Raw genomic sequence first — 21,837 nt, forward strand, 5'->3', positions numbered from 1 at the left:
TCCACATATAAAAAAAGACAACCGTATGCAACGATTGTCAGGATTTTTATATTAGGCTGTTTTCAAGCACTTTGTTGCATTTCACTTATATTTACATGAATAACCTGGATTGATTTCCGTTGCAGTACGCGCTTTCCGCCGGCGGTCTCAGGAGCCTCCTCGTTGCTTTGCACTTGCGTGGTCTTCCGAAGCACGCTTTTGCCGCAGGAGTCTCGCATATCTACTACAATCAACAGCTGTTCGAATTTGTTATTTACTAAAACAACAATCTTTACGAAAAGAGCCTTATATTATGATAAATATGCATTTTTCTCAATTAGTGCGGCAGCAATTTCTCGTTTCTTGCTAATTACATTAATTGGTGTGTGACGAGTGAATTTTCGTAATGCAGACAACATCATACGGAGAGAATCTCCTGTTTCAACGGCAATTAAAGATTCCTTTGCATGTGCTTCGATTTCGTTAAAAGCCTCCTGACAATATACTTGAGTATAAAGAAGCTTTTGCTTGTTTTTCTCTTCACCTTTTTTCACTATCGCCTTTTCAGTACGTAAAATAGCCGATTCCATTGCATACACATTGCTTACAATATCAGCAATGTTAATAAGAATTTCCTGCTCTTTTTGCAGCTCTTTTCCATATTTCTGAGCTGCTAAACCAGCGATAAGAACACCGATTTTTTTTGCGTTTTTAAGCAGGTACTTTTCTTGTTGCAATGTTTCTTCACCAACTTCTTCCGGCATAAGCATCATTAATTCTTCCTGGAGACTTTGAGCTTTCTGTAATAATGGGAGCTCGCCCTTCATTGCTTTCCGTAAATACGTCCCTGGTACTAATAATCTGTTAATCTCGTTTGTTCCTTCAAAAATTCGATTAATCCTTGAATCACGATACATTCTCTCAATTTCATATTCGGCCATAAAGCCGTATCCTCCATGGATTTGAACTCCTTCATCTACAACATAATCAAGTGTTTCAGAACCAAATACTTTATTTAGCGAACATTCAATCGCATATTCAGCAATTGATGCAGCAACTTCTTTTCCAACTTTAATTTGTTCTTCTGTTAATCGGCTCATGCGATCTTCAAATAAACCAACCGTGCGATACACAGAGCTTTCCATGGCATATGTTTTCACCGCCATATTAGCAAGCTTCTCTTGAATAGCTGAAAACGAAGCGATTGATGTTTTAAATTGTTTTCGCTGGTTTGCATATTGAACTGAAATATCAATTGCACGTTTAGCAGCACCAATTGTTCCTACAGCCAGTTTATATCGTCCAATATTTAAGATATTAAAAGCGATCACATGTCCTTTACCTAGTTCACCTAATAAATTTTCTTTCGGTACATGTGCATCTTCCAAAATGAGAGTTCGAGTTGAAGATCCTTTTATCCCCATTTTCTTTTCTTCCGGACCTGTTGAAACGCCTTTATAGTCTTTTTCTACAATAAATGCAGAGAAATGCTCACCATCCACTTTTGCATAGACGACAAATACATCTGCAAATCCTGAATTTGTAATCCACTGCTTTTCACCATTTAACACGTAATGAGTACCTTCAGCATTTAATTTTGCTGTTGTTCTTGCACCAAGTGCATCTGAGCCTGAATTTGGTTCAGTAAGTGCATAAGCAGCAAGTTTCTCTCCAGAAGCCAAGCCAGGTAAGTACTTATGCTTTTGCTCTTCATTCCCAAAAAGGACGATTGGAAGAGAACCAATTCCAACATGGGCACCATATGATAATGAAAAACTTCCGGCTCTAGCAAACTTTTCTGTAATTAAGGCAGAGCTTATTTTATCAAGACCAAATCCTCCATATTCTTCAGGTACATCTGCCCCGAGCAAACCAAGATCCCCTGCTTGCTTCAAGAGCTTAACAGACTTTTCAAATTGATGTTTTTCAATGTCGTCAAGTTCTGGCAAAACTTTATTTACAACAAAATCTTCCGTTGTCTTCGCAATCATAATATGCTCATCTGTAAAATCTTCGGGAGTAAAAATACGATCATACGATACATCTTCAATTAAAAAGCTTCCACCTTTAATGACTGCATCAGTTGCTTTTGCCATAATAAATCCCCCTATTTATTGAAGTATTCTGCCTACTCTATTTAAATATGTTTTTTAATAAGCTTCCTCTCCGCTTTTCCTAGATAATATAAATTATAAATTCTTCATAATTAGTTTAGAAATCTAGCTCCATTGCCTAGCCCTGAAGCACAGAACGAGCAAGTACAGTCAAGGCGACAGGACGTCCGTCTTTGACTACCTCGAGGTCACAAGCCAATCAGGAATTGAAGGTAAATTACACCTTGTTTTCCCTAGGCTGAACAAGGCACTTGCGCTTTTCTTAGAGTAATTCAAATACTCCAGCTGCCCCCATACCTCCGCCAATACACATTGTAACAACCCCAAATTGTTCATTTCTGCGTTTCATTTCATGGATTAGTGTTAATGTTAATTTTGCACCAGAGCAGCCGAGCGGATGACCCAGAGCAATTGCCCCGCCATTAACATTTACCTTATCCTCATTCAAGCCAAGCTCACGAATGACTTGGATGGATTGGGAAGCAAATGCTTCATTTAGTTCAAATAATCCAATGTCTGCAAGCTCCAAACCTGCGTATTTTAATGCTAATGGGACAGCAGCTACTGGACCGATTCCCATAATTTCAGGCGGGACCCCGGCTACAGCAAAGGAACGGAATTTTGCCATTGGCTTATAGCCTAATGAAGCTGCTTTTTCACTCTCCATGACCATTACGGCTGCTGCACCATCACTCGTTTGTGATGAATTTCCTGCAGTGACAGAACCATTTACGGAAAAAGCGGGGCGAAGGGTTGCTAACACTTCTGCCGTTGTATTCGCTCGTACACCTTCATCCTTGTTAAAGTGCAGGATTTTTTCCTGAAGTTTAAAATCGGGTCCAACATTTCGAATTGGAACATCTACTGAAACAATTTCATCGTCAAATTTCCCCTCTGCTATCGCTTTTGCTGCCCGCTGATGGCTTCTCACTGCAAAAGAGTCTTGTTCTTCTCGGGAAATCCCATATTTTTGTGCTACCTGCTCTGCCGTATGTCCCATTGCCATATAGTATTCGGGTGCCTCTTCAGCCAATTTTGCATTTGGTCTGACAACATGGCCCATCATTGGAACAAGACTCATCGATTCAGCTCCACCAGCAATTGCTGTATCTGTCGTCCCAAGCATAATTTTTTCGGCGGCATAAGCGATACTTTGTAAACCAGATGAACAATAGCGGTTGATTGTAATCGCTGGTACTGTATATGGAAGTCCTGCTAAAGCCCCAATATTTCTGGCCATATTTAACCCCTGCTCTGCTTCAGGTGTTGCACAGCCAATAATTAAATCATCGATATTGCCTTGATAATCTCCTGCACGTTTTAACGTTTCCTTTACAACTAATGCCCCAAGATCATCAGGGCGCATATTGGCTAATGATCCTTTCTTTGCTCTCCCGACAGGTGTTCTCGCACCTGATACAATGACTGCTTCTCGCATTCTCCCAACCTCGCTTTCATGTCTTAATGTTTCGGCTTAACTCCAGTACCATATGACGCATAGTAGTGCAGGTGCCGTCAAAAGTTAAAGGAAGTTACATAGCGTCTTTGACTGCCAGTTTGCTCCTATCATACATACTTTCTATTTATCTGAAGGATCAGGTGATGATGCTTTAATTTCTTAACGGTTTTCCTTTTACAAGCATATGCTGCATCCGTTGCTGAGATTTTCCTTCGGCTACTAAACTTAAAAATGCTTCTCTTTCTAAATCTAATAAGTATTGTTCATCCACTTCACTGCCAAATGGGACTTTACCTCCTGCAATAACAAAAGCAAGTTTCTTCGCAATTTTTAGATCATGCTTAGAAATATAGCCTGATAGATGCATAGATTGTGCTCCAAGCAATAGTGTTGCATAACCGGTTTCACCGACAACAGGCACTTTCTTTCTAATTGGCGGTTGATAACCATTGTCATATAAAGAAATAACTTGTTGTTTCGCATCATCTATTAAATGATCACCATTTATGCTTATGTTGTCATTGTCACTTAAGAAATGATATTTTCTAGCCTCTGCAGCTGATGTTGACACCTTTGCCATTGCAATCGTTTCAAATACTTTATTTGCAACCGTTTGTAAATCAAAGTCAACACCTTTAGGCATATTGCTTAACTGTTTCAAATAAAGCTCTTTATTTCCGCCGCCTCCAGGAATTAATCCAACACCAGTTTCAACTAACCCGATATATGTTTCACTTGATGCTTGAATTTTGCTTGCAGGTAAACAAATTTCTGCTCCACCGCCAAGAGTCATTCCAAATGGCGCTGCCACAACTGGCTTTTTACTGTATTTCACCCTCATCATGGCTTGTTGAAAACCGCGCACAACCATATCGATTTCAAATAAATTATCATCTTGAGCCTCCATTAAAATCATCCCAAGATTTGCGCCTACACAGAAATTTTTACCTTGATTTCCGATGACAAGTCCTTTGTAATTCTTCTCAACCTCGTCAATTGAAAAATTAATCATTTGAATGATGTCTAAACCGATCGCATTACTTTTTGAATGAAATTCTAGCAGTGCTACATCATCACCTAAGTCAATTAAGCTTGCACCACTGTTTTTCTTTATGACACCGTGTACTTCTTTGTGTGTTTTTAAATGGATCACTTTTGGGTTTTGTTTAATTTGCCTGTATTCACCTTTGCTGTAGAAGAATAGGACACCATTTTCTTTTCGATAGAATGAATCATAGCCTTTTCCAACCATTTCTTTTACCCAGACTGGGACCTCTATTCCCTGCTGTTCCATTATCTCAATTGATTCGGATACACCAATTGCATCCCAAAGTTCAAAAGGACCAACATCCCATCCAAATCCCCATTTCATCGCCCGATCGATTGCAACAATATCATCTGCAATTTCTCCAAGGAGCTCTGCAGAGTATGAAAGGGTTGGATAGATAATCTTTTGTAAAAGAGTACCAGCACGATCACCCGCATAAATAAGCGCTTTCAATTTATTAGTTAATCCCTTTGTTTGTTTTGTCAGTTCGATAGATGCTGACTGTAATTTCTTTCTTTCTTCATATGCTAACGTTTCCGGGTTTAATTCAAGAATTGTTTTTCCTTCCTTTTTATAAAATCCCTGACCGCTTTTACTACCTAACCAGCCTTTATCAAGCATATTACGCATAAAAGCAGGCACTGCAAAAACGTCTTTTTCCTTACCGTCAACTTGGTCATATACATTTTTAGCAACATGTGCAAACGTATCTAGACCAACAACATCAAGAGTACGGAAGGTTGCACTTTTGGGTCTGCCGATAAGAGGCCCTGTAACCGAATCAACCTCACCAACACTGTATCCACCTTTAAGCATTTCTCGAACAGTTATCAGTAATCCATACGTACCAATCCGATTTGCAATAAAGTTTGGTGTGTCTTTTGCTTCAACAACACCTTTACCTAATACATTCTCACCAAATGTTTTCATATAGGAGAGAACATTTGGATCTGTATCTTTTGTTGGAATTACTTCTAATAGCTTTAAATAACGCGGCGGGTTGAAAAAATGTGTCCCAAGGAAATGTTTCCTAAAGTCTTCTGAACGTCCTTCAGCCATTGCTTCTACTGATATACCTGATGTATTTGAACTGATAATACTTCCCATTTTTCGATGTTTGTCAACTTCTGCAAATACCTTTTGTTTTATTGCAAGATTTTCAACAACTACTTCGATTACCCAGTCAACTTCTGATAATCGATATAGATCATCTTCGAGATTACCCGCTTCTATAAGCTCGATATTCTCATTAACAGTAAGTGGTGCAGGCTTTTGTTTCAAAAGCTTTTGGATCGATGCCGCTGCGATTCGGTTTCTTACAGCCTTATCCGCTAATGTTAACCCCTTCTTTACCTCATCATCATTCAATTTACTCGGCACAATATCCAATAATAAAACAGGGATGCCAATATTCGCTAAAAGTGCTGCAATTCCTGAACCCATTACCCCTGAACCTAATATAGCGGCTTTCCTAATTCGCTGGACCATTTTTTCTCCCCCTCTTTTGAATGAATGCTCATTCATTTTTGTCCCAAAAAAAAATGTATCTTGCTTTTCGTTCCACTACTATTAATATAAAAGATTTTGAAAATTTCTTCAATACATTTCTTTATTTTTCCTAAATAATCGAATTCAACTATGGAAAGGATATTTTTTTAGGAGGTGATCGTAAATGGCACGTTTAAAAAAACATCCTTCAAAAGCCGGAGTTAGTGCTGCAAGTGTAAAAGGCAATGCCGGCCCGACAAATGAACATGCAGGTGGCGGAAAACGTACAAGCCAAAACCAGCAGTATAAACAAAACAACATGGGAAATCAATAGAAAACGAAAAGCGCCTGATTAGCTCTGATTAGCATAAGACGAGCCAGAATTGAAGGCCTTCTATGTCTTCCATTCTGGATTGGCTTATGTTTCAAACGGGGACTAGACATAACCATTGCAGCTTCCTCTCATATTCATTATCTTTTCATTATTCCTTTTAGAACAAATGCGACATTTGCTGGTCTTTCTGCAAGTCGTCTCATAAAATATCCATACCAATCTGTTCCATATGGTACGTATACACGCATGGAGTACCCTTCTTTGACAAGCTCCAGCTGCTTTTCAGGACGAATTCCATAGAGCATTTGAAATTCAAATTGATCTTTAGGTATATGATGTTCCTTTACCAATTTTTTTGTATAGTCGATCATTGCATCATCATGTGTTGCAACAGCTGTGAAATTCCCATTTAATAAATGCATTTTAATTATCTTTTTATAATTTTCATCCACATCTTTCTTTTCCGGAAATGCAACTTTCGGAGATTCTTTATAAGCCCCTTTTACAAGTCGCAAATTTGGACTAAACTCATTCAATTCTTCTATATCCTTTACAGTACGGTACAAATAAGCTTGTAGAACTGTACCAATATTGTTAAATTCCTTCTTTAGCTCTTTAAAGATATCTATTGTTCTTTGACATCTCGAATAATCTTCCATATCAATTGTTACAAATACGTTTTGCTGTTTTGCTACAGTCATAATTCGCCTCATATTTTTCATTACCACTTCATCTGAAATATCTAATCCCATCGATGTTAGCTTCAATGAAAGTTGTGATTGTAAATCATTGTTTCCAATCGCTTCGATTGCTTTGATTGAATTTGTTGCCATTTCATATGCTTCTTGTTCATCTTCAATAAACTCACCTAAGAAATCGAGCGTTACAACAAGACCTTGTTTATTCAAATCCTTTATTACCTTTGTTGCTCGCTCAATTGTATCACCTGCAACAAATCGTGATGCCCCAAATCTTAAACCATATTTCTTTGCTAATTTTGTTAACATTTTATTTTTAGATAAATACATGAAAGAGTTCCTTAATAATTTTTCCATATCAAACACTCCTCAAGTGATTTTAAGCCATTTCATAATGTCTATACTTTTCCCTATTCCCTAACAGGAAAAACTAAAGACATAAGAAGTGGATAACCATCGCTAATCACTACCTTGATTATACAAATTTTGGTATTCTCTATTCGTTGAATAGCTAAATTGTGAAGTGGAATGATAGGTATGACAATTTGTTAGGAGGTTATTCCATGCAACAACAAAATATGCAGCAGCAACAAACAATGATGCAACAGCCACCAAGCATTGTAACAACAAAGGATCAGTTATATTTAACTGATATGCTTTCCTGGAACCTTTTAGCGATGAAAAAGGCTCATTTTTTTGCATCACAGTGTCAAAATCAGGATGTAAAAAATCAATTAGAAAAAGTTGGTCAGATGCACCATCAACATTACCAAAGAATTTTAAGTCATCTTCAAACACAGCAGCAGCAGCAACAGCAACAAGCAACAGGATCACAACTTCAATAGGAGTGACAGCGATGAATAACAATCAACCACAAAAAATTGCAAACCCTGAAACACAAATTCAAAAAGGTCCACAAATGAATGACCGCGATTTTGTTAATGATCTTTTAGCTACAGAGAAATATATGACTGACTCATATTCTACTGCTTTAAATGAGGCAAGCCATCAGGCACTTTACCAAGATATCTTAACCATCTTTAACGAAACACAACAAGCAGAACGTGATTTGTATAATTATATGTTTCAAAATGGCTGGTACTCACTTGAAGCAGCTGAAACTCAAAAGCTTCAACAATCATATCAACAATTTTCTAACTATCTTCAACAGCAATCTCCATATGGAATGACACAATAACGAAAAGCGGAAGCGCCTTGTTCAGCTCCGAAAAGCATAAGACGATCCATAATAGAAGGCGTACATTGCTTACAATTATGTGGTGGCTTATGACTCTGAGACAGTCGAAACCCCGACGTCCTGTCGCATCGACTGCACTTGCACTTCCTGTGCTTCGGGAGCCACGGCGCTGGAGCTATACAATAAGAAAAATTAAATAAAATAAAAAACCTCAGCTTTTTTATGAGAGCTGAGGTTTTTATTCTTCCTTTTTAGTAATTTGACGATGTTTTTCATTCAGTTGTTTTATTTCACTTATCATTTCTTTTATTTCATTTTTGGCATCAGGATATGTAGCATTCCAATGCTTTGCCAGCGGTGGCATTGATTTTGAAATATGTGAATAAAGTGCCCATATTTTGACCTTTTCGATTACTTCTTCTGAATCATCACCAACTAATAGCTCTGTATATTTTTCAAGCAATCCATCAAATTGTTTACGAAATTCGTTTTCCAATTTAATGTCCTCCTCCACAATGATTCATCATTTTTTACATTCGATTGGACATGTTTGACAACGGTCATGATTTTTTGATGTTAAATAAAATAAACAACAGGTTTTCCGCATACGGATATCATTTTGTTTTGGTTGATAAAATTGTGTTAATGGATTCCGTGCTTTTGTGCCGAATAATAGTGGTGGTGCTTCCATTACCACATAATGAAAATCCTCTTGTACGATTGCAGCTACCTCATCAGATAAATTAGGATCCTGTAATACGGTCTCATACATCCAAAAGATATAAATGGCAATATTCTCCCACAGGATAACTTTAGAGACTTTTGCCTGCTTTGAAATGGTTGTAATCACTTTCTCGATATTTTCCAGAAATAAAGTTTGAACAACAGAAGTTCTCCATTGCGCTCGATTCATTTCAGGTGTTGTTACCTCTTTATCTTCAAAATAAAAGTTCGGCAGCCACAAAGGGTCCTTTTCATCCGTTTGCATGAACATATTATGAAGTGAACAATTGATGCCTTTATTAAACAAACTCATTGCATTTAAAACGAGTGCTGCTAAAAAGGCATATCTTTTCACAAGCATTGAACCGATAACATGTTGATTATTCGTATTTAGTTTATGTTGTAAACTGCCTTCGAATAATTCTTTGAGCTTTACAGGATTTAATAAGTCACTTCCATAAAACGTATGATCTTTCACACTATGCTCGGTACTTAAACGATACTTTGATAAAGAATTAATCTCTGTTTTTGTTAATTCAGCCATTCATAACCCCAACTTCTTTTACGATACATCTGCCTTTTCCATGTGGTATGCATAATGGTGTTCCAAAAAGTGGATCGACTGTTACATCACAATTCATCTGAAATACATTTTGAACGAGGCTGCAAGTAATAACATCCTCAGGTCTTCCTTGAGCAAAAATCTTTTGATCCTTAAGCGCAACTAAATTGTGAGCATATCTGCATGCTAAATTCAAATCGTGAAGAACCATTACAATCGTACGATTTTCACGTTCATTTAATTCAAATAATAAATCTAAGATTTCAATTTGATGTGTCAAATCAAGATATGTTGTTGGTTCATCTAATAAAATAATATCTGTTTTTTGAGCCAGTGTCATAGCAATCCAAGCTCGTTGTCTTTGACCACCTGAAAGTGAGTCAACTGCTCTTTCAGCAAAATCCTGCATTCCAGTCGCTTCAAGGGCACTATTAACAGCTGCCTCATCTTCCTCTGTCCATTGTTTCAGCCAACTTTGATAAGGATATCTCCCTTGTTTTACTAGCTGAAGGACCGTTAACCCCTCAGGTGCAACAGGACCTTGAGGCAAAATAGCCAGCTGCTTTGCCACTTCTTTTGTCGGCAATTTAGCAATCGAGCTTCCTTCAAGTAATACAGTTCCTTCTTTCGGCTTTAACAACCTTGCAATCGAACGAAGCAATGTAGATTTCCCACAACCATTACTTCCAATAAAAACAGTAATTTCGCCCTTTGGAATCTTTACATTTAATTCATTAATAATAATTGTATCACCATAAGAAAGTGTGAGCGCATCTGTTTCAATTGCATGCATACTAAATCGCCCCTTTTTGTAAGTAAGAATAGTAGTTTTGTTCATTGATTCTAGCGCTTAGCCTCGATTCATAATCCACTCCATAAGTAAAAGGCAAAGGTACGTCTTCTATTATGGTTCGTCTTATACTAGTTGGAGCTGTTCAAGGCGCTTCCGCTTTTCTTTGTCTAGCTCCAGCGCCGTGGCTCCAAAGCACAGGAAGTGCAAGTGCAGACGATGCGACAGGACGTCGCGGTTTCGACTGCCTCGAGTCATAAGCCACCCCATAATTGAAGGCAAAGTACGCCTTCTATTATGTTGCGTCTTATGCTAGTCGGAGCTGTTCAAGGCGCTTCCGCTTTTCTATATTAATTATTTCTCGACTTATATAATAAATATATGAAATATGGTGCCCCAATTGCCGCGGTAAACACACCGGCTGGTACTTCTAATGGTGAAAATAATGTTCTTCCTATTAAATCAGCAACCATCACTAAGATGGCTCCTATTAATGCTGAAACAGGTAAAAGTGCACCAAATGAAGAACCGACTAATCTTCTAGCAATATGCGGTGCCATTAATCCGACAAATCCAATTGCTCCAGCAAAAGCTACTGCACTTCCCGTTAGCGCTGTGCTTAAGATTAAGAGAAATAATCTATTTTTTTGTACGGCACTGCCTACACCTGTTGCAAGTTCATCACCAAGTTCTTGTATGTTGACTCTTCGAACCGAAATGAGGCTTACAAGCAATAAGATGATGACGACTGGCAGTAATACGCGAACATGTTCCCATGTTGAGGCATAAACTGTTCCTGTAATCCATACATTTGCTTGTGCAGCTTGGTAAATCGGACCTTTTATCATAAATAATGTTGTTAATGATTGAGTTAGCATTGATAAACCAATACCTATTAAAACAAGTCTGATTGAAGAGGATCCATTTTTCCAAGACAGTAGATAAACGAGTAATCCTATTATTGTCGTCCCAATAAACGCTGCAACTGGCATCCATTCTATGCTAACAGTTAAGGCATTATTCTTATTACTAAATAGCATAAGAAACACCACTACTGCTACAGAACCTCCACCTGTGATTCCGATAATATCTGGTGATGCTAATGGATTGCGAATCAGCCCTTGCAGGATAGCACCTGCTACTGCTAAACAAATGCCAACTAATAAAGCAATGATGATCCGTGGTAAGCGAAACGAATAAACAAATAGATTCTCCATTTCATTTCCATAGCCAAAAAATGTTTTCACCACATTAAGAGGACTGATTATTACTTCACCTATACTTGTACTGAATATGAAGATCGTCAAAACAATAACGAGTAAGATAAGTGATGTTATCAGTGCTTTTTTATCAATTAAAAACGAAATTTTATCTGAACCTAAACGTAATCTGAAATATTTTTTCATTTTTGACCGAACCCCCTGCGTGCGATATAAACGAAGACGGGAGTTCCAATCAAGGCTGTCATAACTCCTACTGGCACTTCTTCAGGCATGATGATGAATCTCGCTAAAATATCCGCAATAACTAATAGTGCGCCACCAAGTACGGCACTATATGGGATAATCCAGCGATGGTCATGTCCCACTAAAAATCTTGCAAAGTGCGGGATGACAATCCCAATAAAAGAAATAGGACCTGCAACTGCAACAGCACCGCCGCCAAGCACAATAATAATTAACGCAGCAAGAATCTTTACAAATCCTGTACGTTGTCCTAATCCCTTCGCGACAGCTTCACCCATTGTTAACACATTGATTTTCTGCGCCATTATCATGCTTATGATCAAGGCCGGTATAACATACGGCAAAATGGTGTGCAGGCTTTCAAGTTTTCTTCCTTGAACAGAACCTGCTAACCAAAATAAAACTTGATCGAGAGCAGACTCATTCACAACAAGCAAACCTTGTGTTAATGAAGCAAACAACCCTGCCATAGCGGCACCGGCTAATGTTAACTTCATTGGTGTTAATCCTTCTCTACCGAATGATCCTATGAAATAGACAACAAATGCAGTAAAGGCGGCTCCAGCGAATGCAATCCATGTAAAAGCTTGTAATGAATCGACATAAAATATAGAAACCCCAATAACGAGAAAGAATCCTGCACCGGCACTAATCCCAAAAACATCTGGTGATGCTAGAGGATTTTTCGTTAACGCTTGCATTAATGCCCCTGCTACAGCTAAGCATGCACCAACTACTGCTCCAATTAACGATCTAGGTAAGCGAACATTTTGAATGATAATATGCTCATTTGAACCATCGAAACTAGTAAATGCTTCATATGCAAGTTTCCAGCTTGTATCCGTATATCCCAATATAAGACTTCCAAACATTAATACAATAAGTAGGATAATTCCTATTATTAAGCCAAAAATTTTAAGTTGATTTGATTTTAATACCATGTTGTTCTCCCTATGTCAAACGATTGCTTCTCTTTAACTGCTTTTATTCTAACAAAAATAATTGAATTTGAAAATCATTTTCAATTAAATGTTGACATTTTAATTAATAGATTTTATCATTCTCTTAGCAAATGAAAATCATTATCAAATAAATAAGGAGGATATGTATGCAAACTACATATAAAAAATCGTGGCTATCATTATTTTTACTTAGTATCATCATGTTAGTACTAGCTGCTTGCGGCAACAAGGCTGAAGAAGGCACTGAAACAGAGGGTGCTGAAGGTAACAACGATTCGAAAGCTGAAGAAACCTATACGATTGAACATGCAATGGGTACAACAGAAATTACCGGAACACCAAAAAAAGTAGTCATCCTGACAAACGAAGGTACTGAAGCACTCCTTTCATTAGGTGTTAAACCTGTAGGTGCCGTACAATCTTGGTTAGGTGAGCCTTGGTATGAACATATTGCAAGTGATATGAAAGATGTTGAAGTTGTTGGTACAGAAAGTGAAATCAATATTGAAGCAATTGCTGCACTAAAACCAGATCTTATTATCGGTAACAAAATGCGTCAGGAAAAAAGTTATGAACAATTAAAAGCAATTGCTCCAACTGTTTTTTCTGAAACATTAAGAGGCGACTGGCAGGAAAACTTTAAATTATATGCAAAAGCTCTCAACCTTGAAGAAGATGGGCAAAAAGTGATTGATGATTTCGAAGCACGTATTACTGAGTTCAAAGAAACAGCTGGTGATAAATTAAACCAAGAAGTTTCAGTTGTACGTTTTATGGCTGGATTAACTAGAGTTTATTACACAGATACATTCTCTGGTGTGATTTTCGATAAGCTTGGATTAAAACATTCAAGTAGTGTTCAAGAATTATTTGCAGATAATAAAGATGACTTATTTGTTCGTGAAGTTGGTAAAGAAGTCATTCCAAAAATGGATGCAGACATCTTATTCTATTTCACGTATGCACCACCTGGTGATACGGAAGCAACGAAAACAGAAGAAGAATGGACAAATGATCCACTTTGGAAAAACCTTGAAGTAGTTAAGGCTGGAAAAGCTTATAAAGTAGATGATGCGATCTGGAATACAGCGGGTGGTGTCTTGGCTGCAAATAAGCTACTTGATGATCTTGAAGAAATTATCATGAAATAAGATAAAAGCGGCTGACGTTGGTCAGTCGCTTTTTTGTATTTCTTTAGATATTTTACAAAGTTTCTTCATTTAATGGGATGATGATTCTTTAAAACTGGGGAAGATAGTAGGTAGAATAATGGATAGGAGGATAAAAATTTGCTTCAGTCTGCATTTTGGGGAGCACTTGCCGGTTCCTCAATCTTGATAGGTGCTCTTATTGGTCTATATACAGATCTCCCGAAAAAGGTAACAGGTCTGATTATGTCATTTGGAACTGGAGTTTTAATCGGGGCGGCTTCCTTTGAATTACTTACTGAATCCATTAGAGAAGATGGCGTTTTGACGACGTCAATTGGATTTCTATCTGGAGCATTTGTCTTTACAATTTCTGAACTGTTTATTACCAAAAAAGGCGGTAATGAACGGAAACGGACAAAAAAGAGAAGTGATAATCATTCAGGGTTATCCATTTTTATTGGAACAATCATTGATGCCATTCCAGAATCAGTTATTATTGGCGTGAGTTTGCTAGAACAAGGTACGGTGAGTTATTTGATGGTGATTGCCGTTTTTTTAAGTAACTTTCCTGAAGGGCTATCAAGTACGGTTGGTCTAAAAAAAGATGGTTACAGTAAAAAAACGCTACTGATTATGTGGCTAATTGTCGTACTTCTTGCTTCATTAAGCTCCTTACTAGGCTTTTCTCTTTTACAGGATGCTTCCACAACACTTCTTTCATTTATTTCTGCTTTTGCTGCCGGAGGAATTATGGCAATGGTTGCATCGACAATGATGCCAGAAGCATTTGAAGAAGGCGGAGCGATTGTTGGATTAATTTCTTCATTTGGTTTGTTATGTTCCTTAATATTATCACAATTTTAGAAGATTTAATTTAAGGTCTTTTGTTATGTCCATCATTACATCGATGAAGGACGATTTTTACTTAAATTTCATTAGAACTGTCCTTCATTTCCTTGATGAAGGACCTTTTCCACTTATTTTGCATCAGATCAGTCCTTCATTTCCTTGATGAAGGACCTTTTCCACTTATTTCGCATCAAAACCGTCCTTCATTTCCTTAATGAAGGACCTTTTCCACTTACATCACAGCAAAAAGACCTTCATACCTTGATGAAAGACCTTTTCCAATTATTTCGCATCTGAAAAGTCCTTCATTTCCTTGATGAAGGACCTTTTCCACTTACATCACAGCAGAAAAGTCCTTCATACCTTGATGAAGGACTTTTCTCTAATTGCGGATTATTTCCGTTTCAAAAATGTAGCCAATATCACAGACGAGAGTCATATCCTTCTACTTACTCCTGTAATATTAACGGCTGTTCGTGCCATATCTAATAAGCGGTTAGTTAATACCTAAGATTAAACCAATTCTAGCTACAGGTAATCCTACAGAGTTTAAAACTATTGCTAATAAGATTAAACCGACTCCTGGGACACCAGCTGTTCCTATGCTTGCCAATACATATGTAAGAACAACGGCAACCAGATATCCTTTTTAAACATACTTGCTTGTTAATTACGATTCATTTGTTAACTTCATAAAATCCTCTACATCACTAACAGCTATCGCTACAGCATTCTCCCAGAAATCACGTTTTGTTAAATCGACAGACAAATGCTTGGCTGCTAATTCTTCGACAGTCATTGCCCCTGTATCCTTTAACAGATCGATATATTTCTTTTCAAATGCTTTCCCTTCCTCAAGCGCTTTGGCATAAATTCCAAGTGAAAATAAATAGCCAAACGTATAAGGAAAATTATAAAATGGTACATCTGTAATAAAGAAATGCAGCTTTGATGCCCAAAAATGCGGGTGATACTCTTCAAGTGAATCGCAATATGCTTCTTTCTGTGCCTTTACCATCAACTCAGACAATCTTTCACTTGGTACAACCCCAAGTTTCCGTTCTTCATAAAATGCTGTTTCAAATAAGAAGCGGGCATGTATATTCATTAATAACGCAACACTTCGTTGTAATTTATCCTCCAGCAAAGCGAGACGCTCCGTTTTATCTTTTGCTTGTTTTACTGCTGCATCTGCAACAATCATTTCAGCAAAGGTTGATGCCGTTTCAGCTACATTCATTGCATAATCACAATTTAATGGGTGAACATCCTTCATGGCATATGAGTGAAAAGCATGACCTAATTCATGAGCAAGTGTTGAAACATTTGATGGTGTACCAGAAAACGTCATAAAGATGCGTGACTGATCGCTTTCAGGAAAACTAGTACAAAAACCACCAGGTGCTTTACCTGGACGATCTTCTGCTTCAATCCATTGCTGTTCAAAAGCTGTTTTTGTAAATTTAGTTAACAATGGACCAAATTGTTCAAACTGCTTTAAAATAAATTGTGCCCCTTCTTGGTAAGTCATTGCTGAGCTTGCTTCACCCACCGGTGCTTCTACATCATACCAGCTAAGTTTTGGAACCCCTAACATTTTAGCTTTTCGCTTCATATAATCAACAAGTGGCTGTTTGTTTTCTGATATAACTTGCCACATTGTTTCAAGTGTTTCTTTTTTCATCCGGTTGATCTCAAGAGGTTCTTTTAAAGGATCATCCCAGCCTCGTTCTTTATAAACCTTTAAACGAAAACCAGCTAGTCTATTAAGCGTCTCTGCAAAAACATCTGCCTGTGAGCCCCAAGCCGTTTCCCATTTCTCAAAAAGACTTTTCCGAACATTGCGGTCATGGTCTGAAAATTTATTTGATGCCTGGCCAACTGATAGATGTTTTATTTCATTGTTCTCTTCAAATGGGATTTGAATTTTCGCAACTAAAAGATCATATAATTGCTCCCAACCGAAGTAACCATCGACAGACAAATCTTGAATTAATTGCTCTTTTTCAACAGAAAGTCGTTCTTTTGTCCGATTACGCATCTCATTTAATACATATGTAATTTCGATTAATTGCGAATCTTTCAGAAGTGCCGCCCATACATCTTCTTCGATATCACCAAGCAATTGTTCAAATGTCAGCATGACTTTTGTAAAAGCTGAACTCATTGACGTTAGTTTCGAGCGCAATAGATTGGCTTGCCCATCTGATGTATCTTGAGCCTGTAAACAGCCAACAAATGAGTTTGCTTGCTCCAATTTAATGGTTATAAATGAAATCTTTTTTATCGACATTAATAATATATTTATGTCATTTTGCGAGAATGTGCCAGGCCATTTACGCATATCTTGCTCCAAATCATTTACAAGCTGATCAATTTCTTGTAAATACGTTTTAAATTCAGAAGAATGACTACCACCATTAAAAAAGGTTTCTAAATCCCATGTTTCCTTAAAAATAGGTGTATTCAATTTTACTCCTCCGATTCGCTTTTTATTTTTATCACACAAAAAAAGAGACATTGGCTATTGCCCCGCCTCTTGCTTATTCAAAAGAGCTTTTCTTCATTACTTTTTTACTGATGTATCATCTTCATCATCCATAAGACCTTTTGTAGCTCGTTTAAATTCCCTTAATGTTTTCCCGGCCGCCTTACCTAACTCAGGCAATTTCTTTGGACCGAATAATAATAATGCGACAAAAACGATAAGCATGATTTCCCCAAAACCCAAGTTCATCGATTAACACTTCTTTCATAAGAGAATAATATCCATTTTACATTATAACGAAATTAACAAATATATGCAAAAAAGGATGAACAAGTGCATTGCTTTACATTTTATATTTTTCTTATTTGCAAGTAAAAAATACCTGAAATGCAAAATGAGATGAATATGGCAAATGGTACTAAAATATGCAAATGTTTCTCTGCATTGATCTGTTCTTCCGAGACTGGCGGTTCTACAATTTTACTCTTTAACTGTTCATTCTTATCATTGCTTTTCAGCTCTTCAAGCATTTCTTGTTTGATCGTTCGATCGTCTTCACCCTTAATGAGAAGTTCTCCAGTTGGGAGAATATCTTTTTCAACGGTTTCTCCTATTTTTTTCACATAGACAATTTCCTCATCTGTTTCATACTTATTTTTCCAAGCATCAACAAACTGTTCATTACTTTCAATTTTTTCAGTTTCAAAATGTTGGAATCCATAATTAAATAATGCGGTTGTATCTTGATAAGATTGTTCATCTGTTTTTGAGTTTAACGTAACAGCTATTAAGCTCAACTTTTCCCGTTCAGCACTTGTCACAAGTGTAAAACCAGCTTCCGTTACAAAGCCATTTTTACCGCCTGTTATGCCTTCATACGACTGATCGCGAACCATTAGATGGTGATTAATTAACGTTGTATCCCATGTTTCTCCATCCCACTTAAGCTCTTGTGTATCAAAAATTTCACGAAATAATTCGTTTTGTATTGCATATTGTGTAATTTTTGCCATATCTTCGGCAGTTGTTAAATGTTCAGGATTGTATAGACCATGAGGATTTGTAAAATGCGTATCTTCAACACCTATTTCTTCCTGTAAATATTGATTAAAATCGATTACAAATTGTTCAACAGTACCACTTAAATGTTCAGCAATCGCCACCCCTGCATCATTTCCAGAGTTAATCAAAAGACCTTGAATAAGTTTTTTTAATGGAACTTGCTCCCCCGCTTCTAAGTATACCAGCGTCCCCTCGGCCTTTGTTGCATTTTCACTAATAGAGACAATATCATTCAAATTACCTTTTTCGATGGCATAAATAGCGGTTGCAATTTTTGTAATACTAGCTGGCGGAAGCTTCTCGTCACTATTTTTTTCATATAATACCTGACCTGATTGAGCATCTATTAATATAACCGCTTCACTATTTAGTTGTAATTCATTATTTTCTGAGGTAGCACTTATCATATTTGGAAATAAGAATAAGCACAGAGTGATGATCGAAGTGATCTTAAAGATGTATTGATTCATGTAGCTTACTCCTCTTAAACTTGTACTTTAAATTCCAAGAACTAGCATAACAAGGACGCTATAAAAAAAGCAATGTCAAGATTTTGAAGCGATAGGTAAAAACAACTATATTTTACATAAAAGCGTTTTTTAGTTGACACTTCTATAACGGACAATTATACTACATAACTGACGAACGTCAGGAAGGTGATGAAGATGTCCTCTAACGAAATTAAGAAGGCAGGATTGTTTCATTTTGCAAACAGCGGCTATGATGGAACCTCACTATCTGCTATTGCAGGGGAAGTAGGGATTAAAAAGCAATCCATTTATGCACATTTTGCCAATAAAGATGAATTATTTTTAACAATATTAAATGAAGTTCTAGCAACTGAAAGGACCTATATTCAAGACTTTTTTACAAAAGATCATTTAAATTTAAAGGTAGCTCTCTTTGAGTTTTTACAAGGATTTAGTAAAAGATACGAAATGTATGATAATACTAAATTTTTATTAAGGATGGGCTTTCTCCCTCCTACACATTTATATCAGCAAGTAATGGATAAAGTTTATCTCTTTTATGATGACATCGAAAAAGTATTAATTGACGTTTTTGAGCAGAATCGTGATTCTCTTACTGAACCTGTAAATGATGTTGTTACGGCATTTATTGGTCTATATGATACGGTTTTAGTTGAATTGCTATATAGCGGAAACGACCGATTTCAAAAAAGACTACATGCAAGCTGGAAAATTTTTTGGAAAGGAATAACATTACATGCGGAAGCACCTTAATTATAGATTCCTATGCGTTAGAAAAGGGAGGGGAAATGTTTGAATAAACACTGGGTGATCGTTTATTTTGCAGCCATATTTGAAGTAAGTTGGGTTACAGGTTTAAAGCATGCTGGGAGTTCATTTGAATGGGCAGGAACGATTTTGGCTATTATGATTAGCTTTTATTTACTCATTAAAGCGACAAATCACTTGCCAATAAGTACTGTTTATGCTGTTTTTACTGGATTAGGTGCTGCTGGAACGGTGCTTGTAGAGATTCTCTTTTTTAGTACCTCAATTAGTTTGTTAAAAATTGGCTTATGTACGCTCCTTATTTCAGGGGTAATCGGGTTAAAGTTAGTAACGAATGATCGGAATACTTCAAAAAGGGAGGTGTAAGAGATGGCTTGGGTCTATCTCATTTTAGCAGGATTTTGTGAAGTTGCTGGTGTTGCTGCAATTTCTAAATTTAACAAGAAAAAATCGATTCTGAACATGTTTTATTTGATTGCTGGATTCACTCTGAGTTTTTCCCTCTTGTCCCAAGCAATGGAGTCAATCTCAATGGGAACAGCCTATGCTGTGTGGACTGGTATTGGAACAGTTGGAAGTGCATTAATCGGTATATTATTTTTAGGAGAATCTGCTAGCTTTAAACGTATATTCTTTATTACTGTGATCATTACTTCAACAATTGGTCTTAAATTTATCCCGCATTAAGAAGGAAGCAGGTTCTAATATGAGAGATTTTTCCTTTTCATTCGCCCTTTTTTATTTTTGTTAGCGGATAGTTGCCATTCATCTCCCCTCGATAACGAGGAGTTTTTTATGACCTTAGGAGATATGCTCTTTTTATTAATCTTTCTTTCACCCAATTTCATCGTAAATGGTTCTTTAGGTGAGGGATTATGGAAGTTTGGCAGCATTTTAGGATTTTTTGGGGTCCTTTTACCTGTTTTACTTTTTTCGATAGGTACACTCAAAATTGGCCCCGGTCTAGCCACATTACTCGGTGCGGCTGAACTGCCTGCAGCGATCATTGCATCGATTGTTGTTCTACATGAATCTGTTTCATGCACAAAGGTTTTTGGTGTACTGCTCATTTTATTCGGCAGTGCCGTCCCACACAATTCGTACTATTAAAAATGAACGTGCAAAACGGAAAAACACCATGATGAATGGTCTTTGACAAAGTTGGGTTCTTCATCTTCTTTGTGAAGGACTCTTCCCATTTTTCGATTCAATCTCTTCATTAAGAACCTACACAGGTCGTAAAAGTACATAATCAAAAGACACTCATGAAAGAAAGGAACAAACCTTTCCTAACATGAGTGTCTACTACATGTTGCAAGGCACTTTTACTTTTCTAATCTAGGTTTTGTTGGATCGCAATCTGGTTTATTCGTGTTTGTTGACTGTGCAACCTTCATTAAATAGTAGCATTCCTCACGCAACATATGATCTGCCATTAACGGAGAGAATGTACTTAACATTTGTTTTGTTAGACCCATCTCTTCAATTTCAGATAAAAAGCCTCTAAAAAGTTCAATTTCCAGTTTTACCTCTTTGTTCATTCTCGTTAATGCTGGAAAAGAATCGATATTTGCCCTTAAATAGCCTGATAATTCAACTGCCTTTAAGTAAAAATCCTCAAATTGCTTCGTAAATAAATCACTTTTAAGTTTAAGTTGTTTTTCTGATGCATCAAGAGTATCCGAAATTGCCCCGGCATGACCTGCAGCATCTATTAACCACACTAAATGATGATGAAGCTCATGGAAAATGGGCGGCTTTTCTTTCTTTTTTAAATATGTTAAAACGAGTAAGTATTCTTCAAGTTCATTTACCATGTGATTAATGAATGTTGGGGTTAAATGAATCTTTATATGACCTGCGACATGCCTTCTTATAATCGAGAGCTTAAATTCCCGAAACTCTAATGCATATTCTTCTGCTTCTAATGTTAAGGATACTAGATCTGTTTTTTCTCTTGCCTTTTTTAATAATGTATCGAAAACTTGTCTGAAATACTTTGCTTTTTCAATATCCGCTTTTTGACTTTCTGCTAAAGAATCTAAAATAAACCGAGCATGGTCTCCTAATACTTGAAGCCAAAATTGATGTTCGAAGGAAGCTGCTTCTTCAAATGTATTCATATGACTCCTCCCCTACCGTATTCCTTTCATTTTTATGACTAGATCGCTTGTCCTAGTAGAACAAACGCATTTGCAGCTTTATTA

The 21,837-nt window shown here is 37.0% G+C and carries 22 protein-coding genes and 1 pseudogene; 9 read left to right on the forward strand and 14 right to left on the reverse strand.

The annotated features are described in order from the left end of the window. Positions 1–290: 290 nt before the first annotated feature. From GMB29_RS23165 to GMB29_RS23175, 3 genes are all read right to left on the reverse strand, one after another. A complete protein-coding gene (locus GMB29_RS23165; RefSeq protein WP_136352560.1) occupies positions 291–2,075 on the reverse strand; it encodes an acyl-CoA dehydrogenase FadE in 1,785 nt (594 codons plus the stop codon). Positions 2,076–2,355: 280 nt separating this feature from the next. Continuing rightward, positions 2,356–3,531: an acetyl-CoA C-acetyltransferase gene (locus GMB29_RS23170; RefSeq protein ID WP_136352559.1), complete on the reverse strand. Its 1,176-nt coding sequence runs from the start codon at positions 3,529–3,531 to the stop codon at positions 2,356–2,358. A gap of 172 nt (positions 3,532–3,703) precedes the next feature. Next, positions 3,704–6,088, reverse strand: a complete 2,385-nt coding sequence (locus tag GMB29_RS23175) for a 3-hydroxyacyl-CoA dehydrogenase/enoyl-CoA hydratase family protein (RefSeq protein ID WP_136352558.1) — start codon at positions 6,086–6,088, stop codon at positions 3,704–3,706. Positions 6,089–6,272: 184 nt separating this feature from the next. Between GMB29_RS23175 and GMB29_RS23180 the strand changes: the two genes are divergently transcribed. Next, the gene (locus tag GMB29_RS23180; RefSeq protein WP_136352557.1) at positions 6,273–6,422 is read left to right on the forward strand and encodes a YuzL family protein; all 150 of its coding nucleotides are present in this window, start codon (positions 6,273–6,275) and stop codon (positions 6,420–6,422) included. Positions 6,423–6,559: 137 nt separating this feature from the next. Here the strand turns inward: GMB29_RS23180 and GMB29_RS23185 are convergent, their stop codons facing one another. Next, complete coding sequence (locus tag GMB29_RS23185) at positions 6,560–7,477, reverse strand: proline dehydrogenase family protein (RefSeq protein ID WP_136352556.1); 918 nt, start codon at positions 7,475–7,477, stop codon at positions 6,560–6,562. 206 nt (positions 7,478–7,683) lie between these two features. Here GMB29_RS23185 and GMB29_RS23190 point away from each other — a divergent pair, with 206 nt between their 5' ends. Beyond that, positions 7,684–7,965 carry a hypothetical protein gene (locus GMB29_RS23190; protein ID WP_136352555.1) on the forward strand — a complete coding sequence of 94 codons (282 nt, stop codon included), beginning with the start codon at positions 7,684–7,686 and terminating at the stop codon, positions 7,963–7,965. Positions 7,966–7,976: 11 nt separating this feature from the next. Next, a complete protein-coding gene (locus tag GMB29_RS23195) occupies positions 7,977–8,318 on the forward strand; it encodes a spore coat protein (RefSeq protein WP_136352554.1) in 342 nt (113 codons plus the stop codon). Positions 8,319–8,556: 238 nt separating this feature from the next. Here GMB29_RS23195 and GMB29_RS23200 read toward each other — a convergent pair whose 3' ends face one another. The 5 genes from GMB29_RS23200 to GMB29_RS23220 all read right to left on the reverse strand — a co-directional run bounded on the left by GMB29_RS23200 (position 8,557) and on the right by GMB29_RS23220 (position 12,800). Beyond that, positions 8,557–8,814: a YusU family protein gene (locus tag GMB29_RS23200; protein WP_136352553.1), complete on the reverse strand. Its 258-nt coding sequence runs from the start codon at positions 8,812–8,814 to the stop codon at positions 8,557–8,559. 27 nt (positions 8,815–8,841) lie between these two features. Then, positions 8,842–9,585 (reverse strand): IucA/IucC family C-terminal-domain containing protein, encoded by a 744-nt coding sequence (locus tag GMB29_RS23205; RefSeq protein ID WP_136352552.1) that lies wholly within the window; start codon positions 9,583–9,585, stop codon positions 8,842–8,844. After that, a complete protein-coding gene (locus GMB29_RS23210) occupies positions 9,578–10,396 on the reverse strand; it encodes an ABC transporter ATP-binding protein (RefSeq protein ID WP_136352551.1) in 819 nt (272 codons plus the stop codon). The genes GMB29_RS23205 and GMB29_RS23210 overlap by 8 nt, the downstream gene beginning before the upstream one ends. A 347-nt stretch (positions 10,397–10,743) precedes the next feature. Then, positions 10,744–11,799: a FecCD family ABC transporter permease gene (locus GMB29_RS23215; protein WP_136352550.1), complete on the reverse strand. Its 1,056-nt coding sequence runs from the start codon at positions 11,797–11,799 to the stop codon at positions 10,744–10,746. Next, on the reverse strand, positions 11,796–12,800 hold the full coding sequence (locus GMB29_RS23220; RefSeq protein WP_136352549.1) for a FecCD family ABC transporter permease: 1,005 nt from the start codon (positions 12,798–12,800) through the stop codon (positions 11,796–11,798). Before GMB29_RS23220 ends, GMB29_RS23215 begins: the two co-directional genes overlap by 4 nt. A gap of 167 nt (positions 12,801–12,967) precedes the next feature. On the opposite strand from GMB29_RS23220, the gene GMB29_RS23225 reads away from it, so the two are divergent. Together GMB29_RS23225 and GMB29_RS23230 are read left to right on the forward strand one after the other, a co-directional pair. Next, complete coding sequence (locus GMB29_RS23225; RefSeq protein WP_136352548.1) at positions 12,968–13,972, forward strand: ABC transporter substrate-binding protein; 1,005 nt, start codon at positions 12,968–12,970, stop codon at positions 13,970–13,972. A gap of 138 nt (positions 13,973–14,110) precedes the next feature. Beyond that, complete coding sequence (locus tag GMB29_RS23230; protein WP_136352547.1) at positions 14,111–14,836, forward strand: ZIP family metal transporter; 726 nt, start codon at positions 14,111–14,113, stop codon at positions 14,834–14,836. A 420-nt stretch (positions 14,837–15,256) separates the two neighbouring features. Here the strand turns inward: GMB29_RS23230 and GMB29_RS23235 are convergent. The 4 genes and pseudogenes from GMB29_RS23235 to GMB29_RS23250 all read right to left on the reverse strand — a co-directional run. Beyond that, a pseudogene (locus GMB29_RS23235) lies at positions 15,257–15,461 on the reverse strand (cation:dicarboxylate symporter family transporter); the annotation flags it as partial. 30 nt (positions 15,462–15,491) lie between these two features. Beyond that, positions 15,492–17,291: a M3 family oligoendopeptidase gene (locus GMB29_RS23240; protein WP_227551418.1), complete on the reverse strand. Its 1,800-nt coding sequence runs from the start codon at positions 17,289–17,291 to the stop codon at positions 15,492–15,494. A gap of 96 nt (positions 17,292–17,387) precedes the next feature. Continuing rightward, positions 17,388–17,558, reverse strand: a complete 171-nt coding sequence (locus GMB29_RS23245) for a twin-arginine translocase TatA/TatE family subunit (protein WP_046512441.1) — start codon at positions 17,556–17,558, stop codon at positions 17,388–17,390. 101 nt (positions 17,559–17,659) lie between these two features. Further along, on the reverse strand, positions 17,660–18,841 hold the full coding sequence (locus GMB29_RS23250; protein ID WP_227551419.1) for a D-alanyl-D-alanine carboxypeptidase family protein: 1,182 nt from the start codon (positions 18,839–18,841) through the stop codon (positions 17,660–17,662). 195 nt (positions 18,842–19,036) lie between these two features. Here GMB29_RS23250 and GMB29_RS23255 point away from each other — a divergent pair, with 195 nt between their 5' ends. The 4 genes from GMB29_RS23255 to GMB29_RS23270 all read left to right on the forward strand — a co-directional run bounded on the left by GMB29_RS23255 (position 19,037) and on the right by GMB29_RS23270 (position 20,740). Further along, complete coding sequence (locus GMB29_RS23255) at positions 19,037–19,615, forward strand: TetR/AcrR family transcriptional regulator (protein ID WP_168733807.1); 579 nt, start codon at positions 19,037–19,039, stop codon at positions 19,613–19,615. A 39-nt stretch (positions 19,616–19,654) separates the two neighbouring features. Further along, positions 19,655–19,996, forward strand: a complete 342-nt coding sequence (locus GMB29_RS23260) for a DMT family transporter (RefSeq protein WP_136352544.1) — start codon at positions 19,655–19,657, stop codon at positions 19,994–19,996. A gap of 3 nt (positions 19,997–19,999) precedes the next feature. After that, positions 20,000–20,317: a DMT family transporter gene (locus tag GMB29_RS23265; protein ID WP_136352543.1), complete on the forward strand. Its 318-nt coding sequence runs from the start codon at positions 20,000–20,002 to the stop codon at positions 20,315–20,317. A 108-nt stretch (positions 20,318–20,425) separates the two neighbouring features. Continuing rightward, positions 20,426–20,740, forward strand: a complete 315-nt coding sequence (locus GMB29_RS23270) for an EamA family transporter (protein ID WP_136352542.1) — start codon at positions 20,426–20,428, stop codon at positions 20,738–20,740. Positions 20,741–20,955: 215 nt separating this feature from the next. Here GMB29_RS23270 and GMB29_RS23275 read toward each other — a convergent pair whose 3' ends face one another. After that, positions 20,956–21,753, reverse strand: a complete 798-nt coding sequence (locus GMB29_RS23275; protein WP_136352541.1) for a DUF2935 domain-containing protein — start codon at positions 21,751–21,753, stop codon at positions 20,956–20,958. Positions 21,754–21,837 lie beyond the last annotated feature (84 nt).

The sequence above is a fragment of the Metabacillus sediminilitoris genome, assembly GCF_009720625.1.
GTDB classification, from domain to species: Bacteria; Bacillota; Bacilli; order Bacillales; family Bacillaceae; genus Metabacillus; species Metabacillus sediminilitoris.

Coding starts and splice junctions, on each gene's coding strand:
- GMB29_RS23165 (WP_136352560.1), bottom strand. CDS start 2,075: ATGGCAAAAGCAACTGATGCAGTCATTAAAGGTGGAAGCTTTTTAATT.
- GMB29_RS23170 (WP_136352559.1), bottom strand. CDS start 3,531: ATGCGAGAAGCAGTCATTGTATCAGGTGCGAGAACACCTGTCGGGAGA.
- GMB29_RS23175 (WP_136352558.1), bottom strand. CDS start 6,088: ATGGTCCAGCGAATTAGGAAAGCCGCTATATTAGGTTCAGGGGTAATG.
- GMB29_RS23180 (WP_136352557.1), top strand. CDS start 6,273: ATGGCACGTTTAAAAAAACATCCTTCAAAAGCCGGAGTTAGTGCTGCA.
- GMB29_RS23185 (WP_136352556.1), bottom strand. CDS start 7,477: ATGGAAAAATTATTAAGGAACTCTTTCATGTATTTATCTAAAAATAAA.
- GMB29_RS23190 (WP_136352555.1), top strand. CDS start 7,684: ATGCAACAACAAAATATGCAGCAGCAACAAACAATGATGCAACAGCCA.
- GMB29_RS23195 (WP_136352554.1), top strand. CDS start 7,977: ATGAATAACAATCAACCACAAAAAATTGCAAACCCTGAAACACAAATT.
- GMB29_RS23205 (WP_136352552.1), bottom strand. CDS start 9,585: ATGGCTGAATTAACAAAAACAGAGATTAATTCTTTATCAAAGTATCGT.
- GMB29_RS23210 (WP_136352551.1), bottom strand. CDS start 10,396: ATGCATGCAATTGAAACAGATGCGCTCACACTTTCTTATGGTGATACA.
- GMB29_RS23215 (WP_136352550.1), bottom strand. CDS start 11,799: ATGAAAAAATATTTCAGATTACGTTTAGGTTCAGATAAAATTTCGTTT.
- GMB29_RS23220 (WP_136352549.1), bottom strand. CDS start 12,800: ATGGTATTAAAATCAAATCAACTTAAAATTTTTGGCTTAATAATAGGA.
- GMB29_RS23225 (WP_136352548.1), top strand. CDS start 12,968: ATGCAAACTACATATAAAAAATCGTGGCTATCATTATTTTTACTTAGT.
- GMB29_RS23245 (WP_046512441.1), bottom strand. CDS start 17,558: ATGAACTTGGGTTTTGGGGAAATCATGCTTATCGTTTTTGTCGCATTA.
- GMB29_RS23250 (WP_227551419.1), bottom strand. CDS start 18,841: ATGAATCAATACATCTTTAAGATCACTTCGATCATCACTCTGTGCTTA.
- GMB29_RS23255 (WP_168733807.1), top strand. CDS start 19,037: ATGTCCTCTAACGAAATTAAGAAGGCAGGATTGTTTCATTTTGCAAAC.
- GMB29_RS23265 (WP_136352543.1), top strand. CDS start 20,000: ATGGCTTGGGTCTATCTCATTTTAGCAGGATTTTGTGAAGTTGCTGGT.
- GMB29_RS23270 (WP_136352542.1), top strand. CDS start 20,426: ATGACCTTAGGAGATATGCTCTTTTTATTAATCTTTCTTTCACCCAAT.
- GMB29_RS23275 (WP_136352541.1), bottom strand. CDS start 21,753: ATGAATACATTTGAAGAAGCAGCTTCCTTCGAACATCAATTTTGGCTT.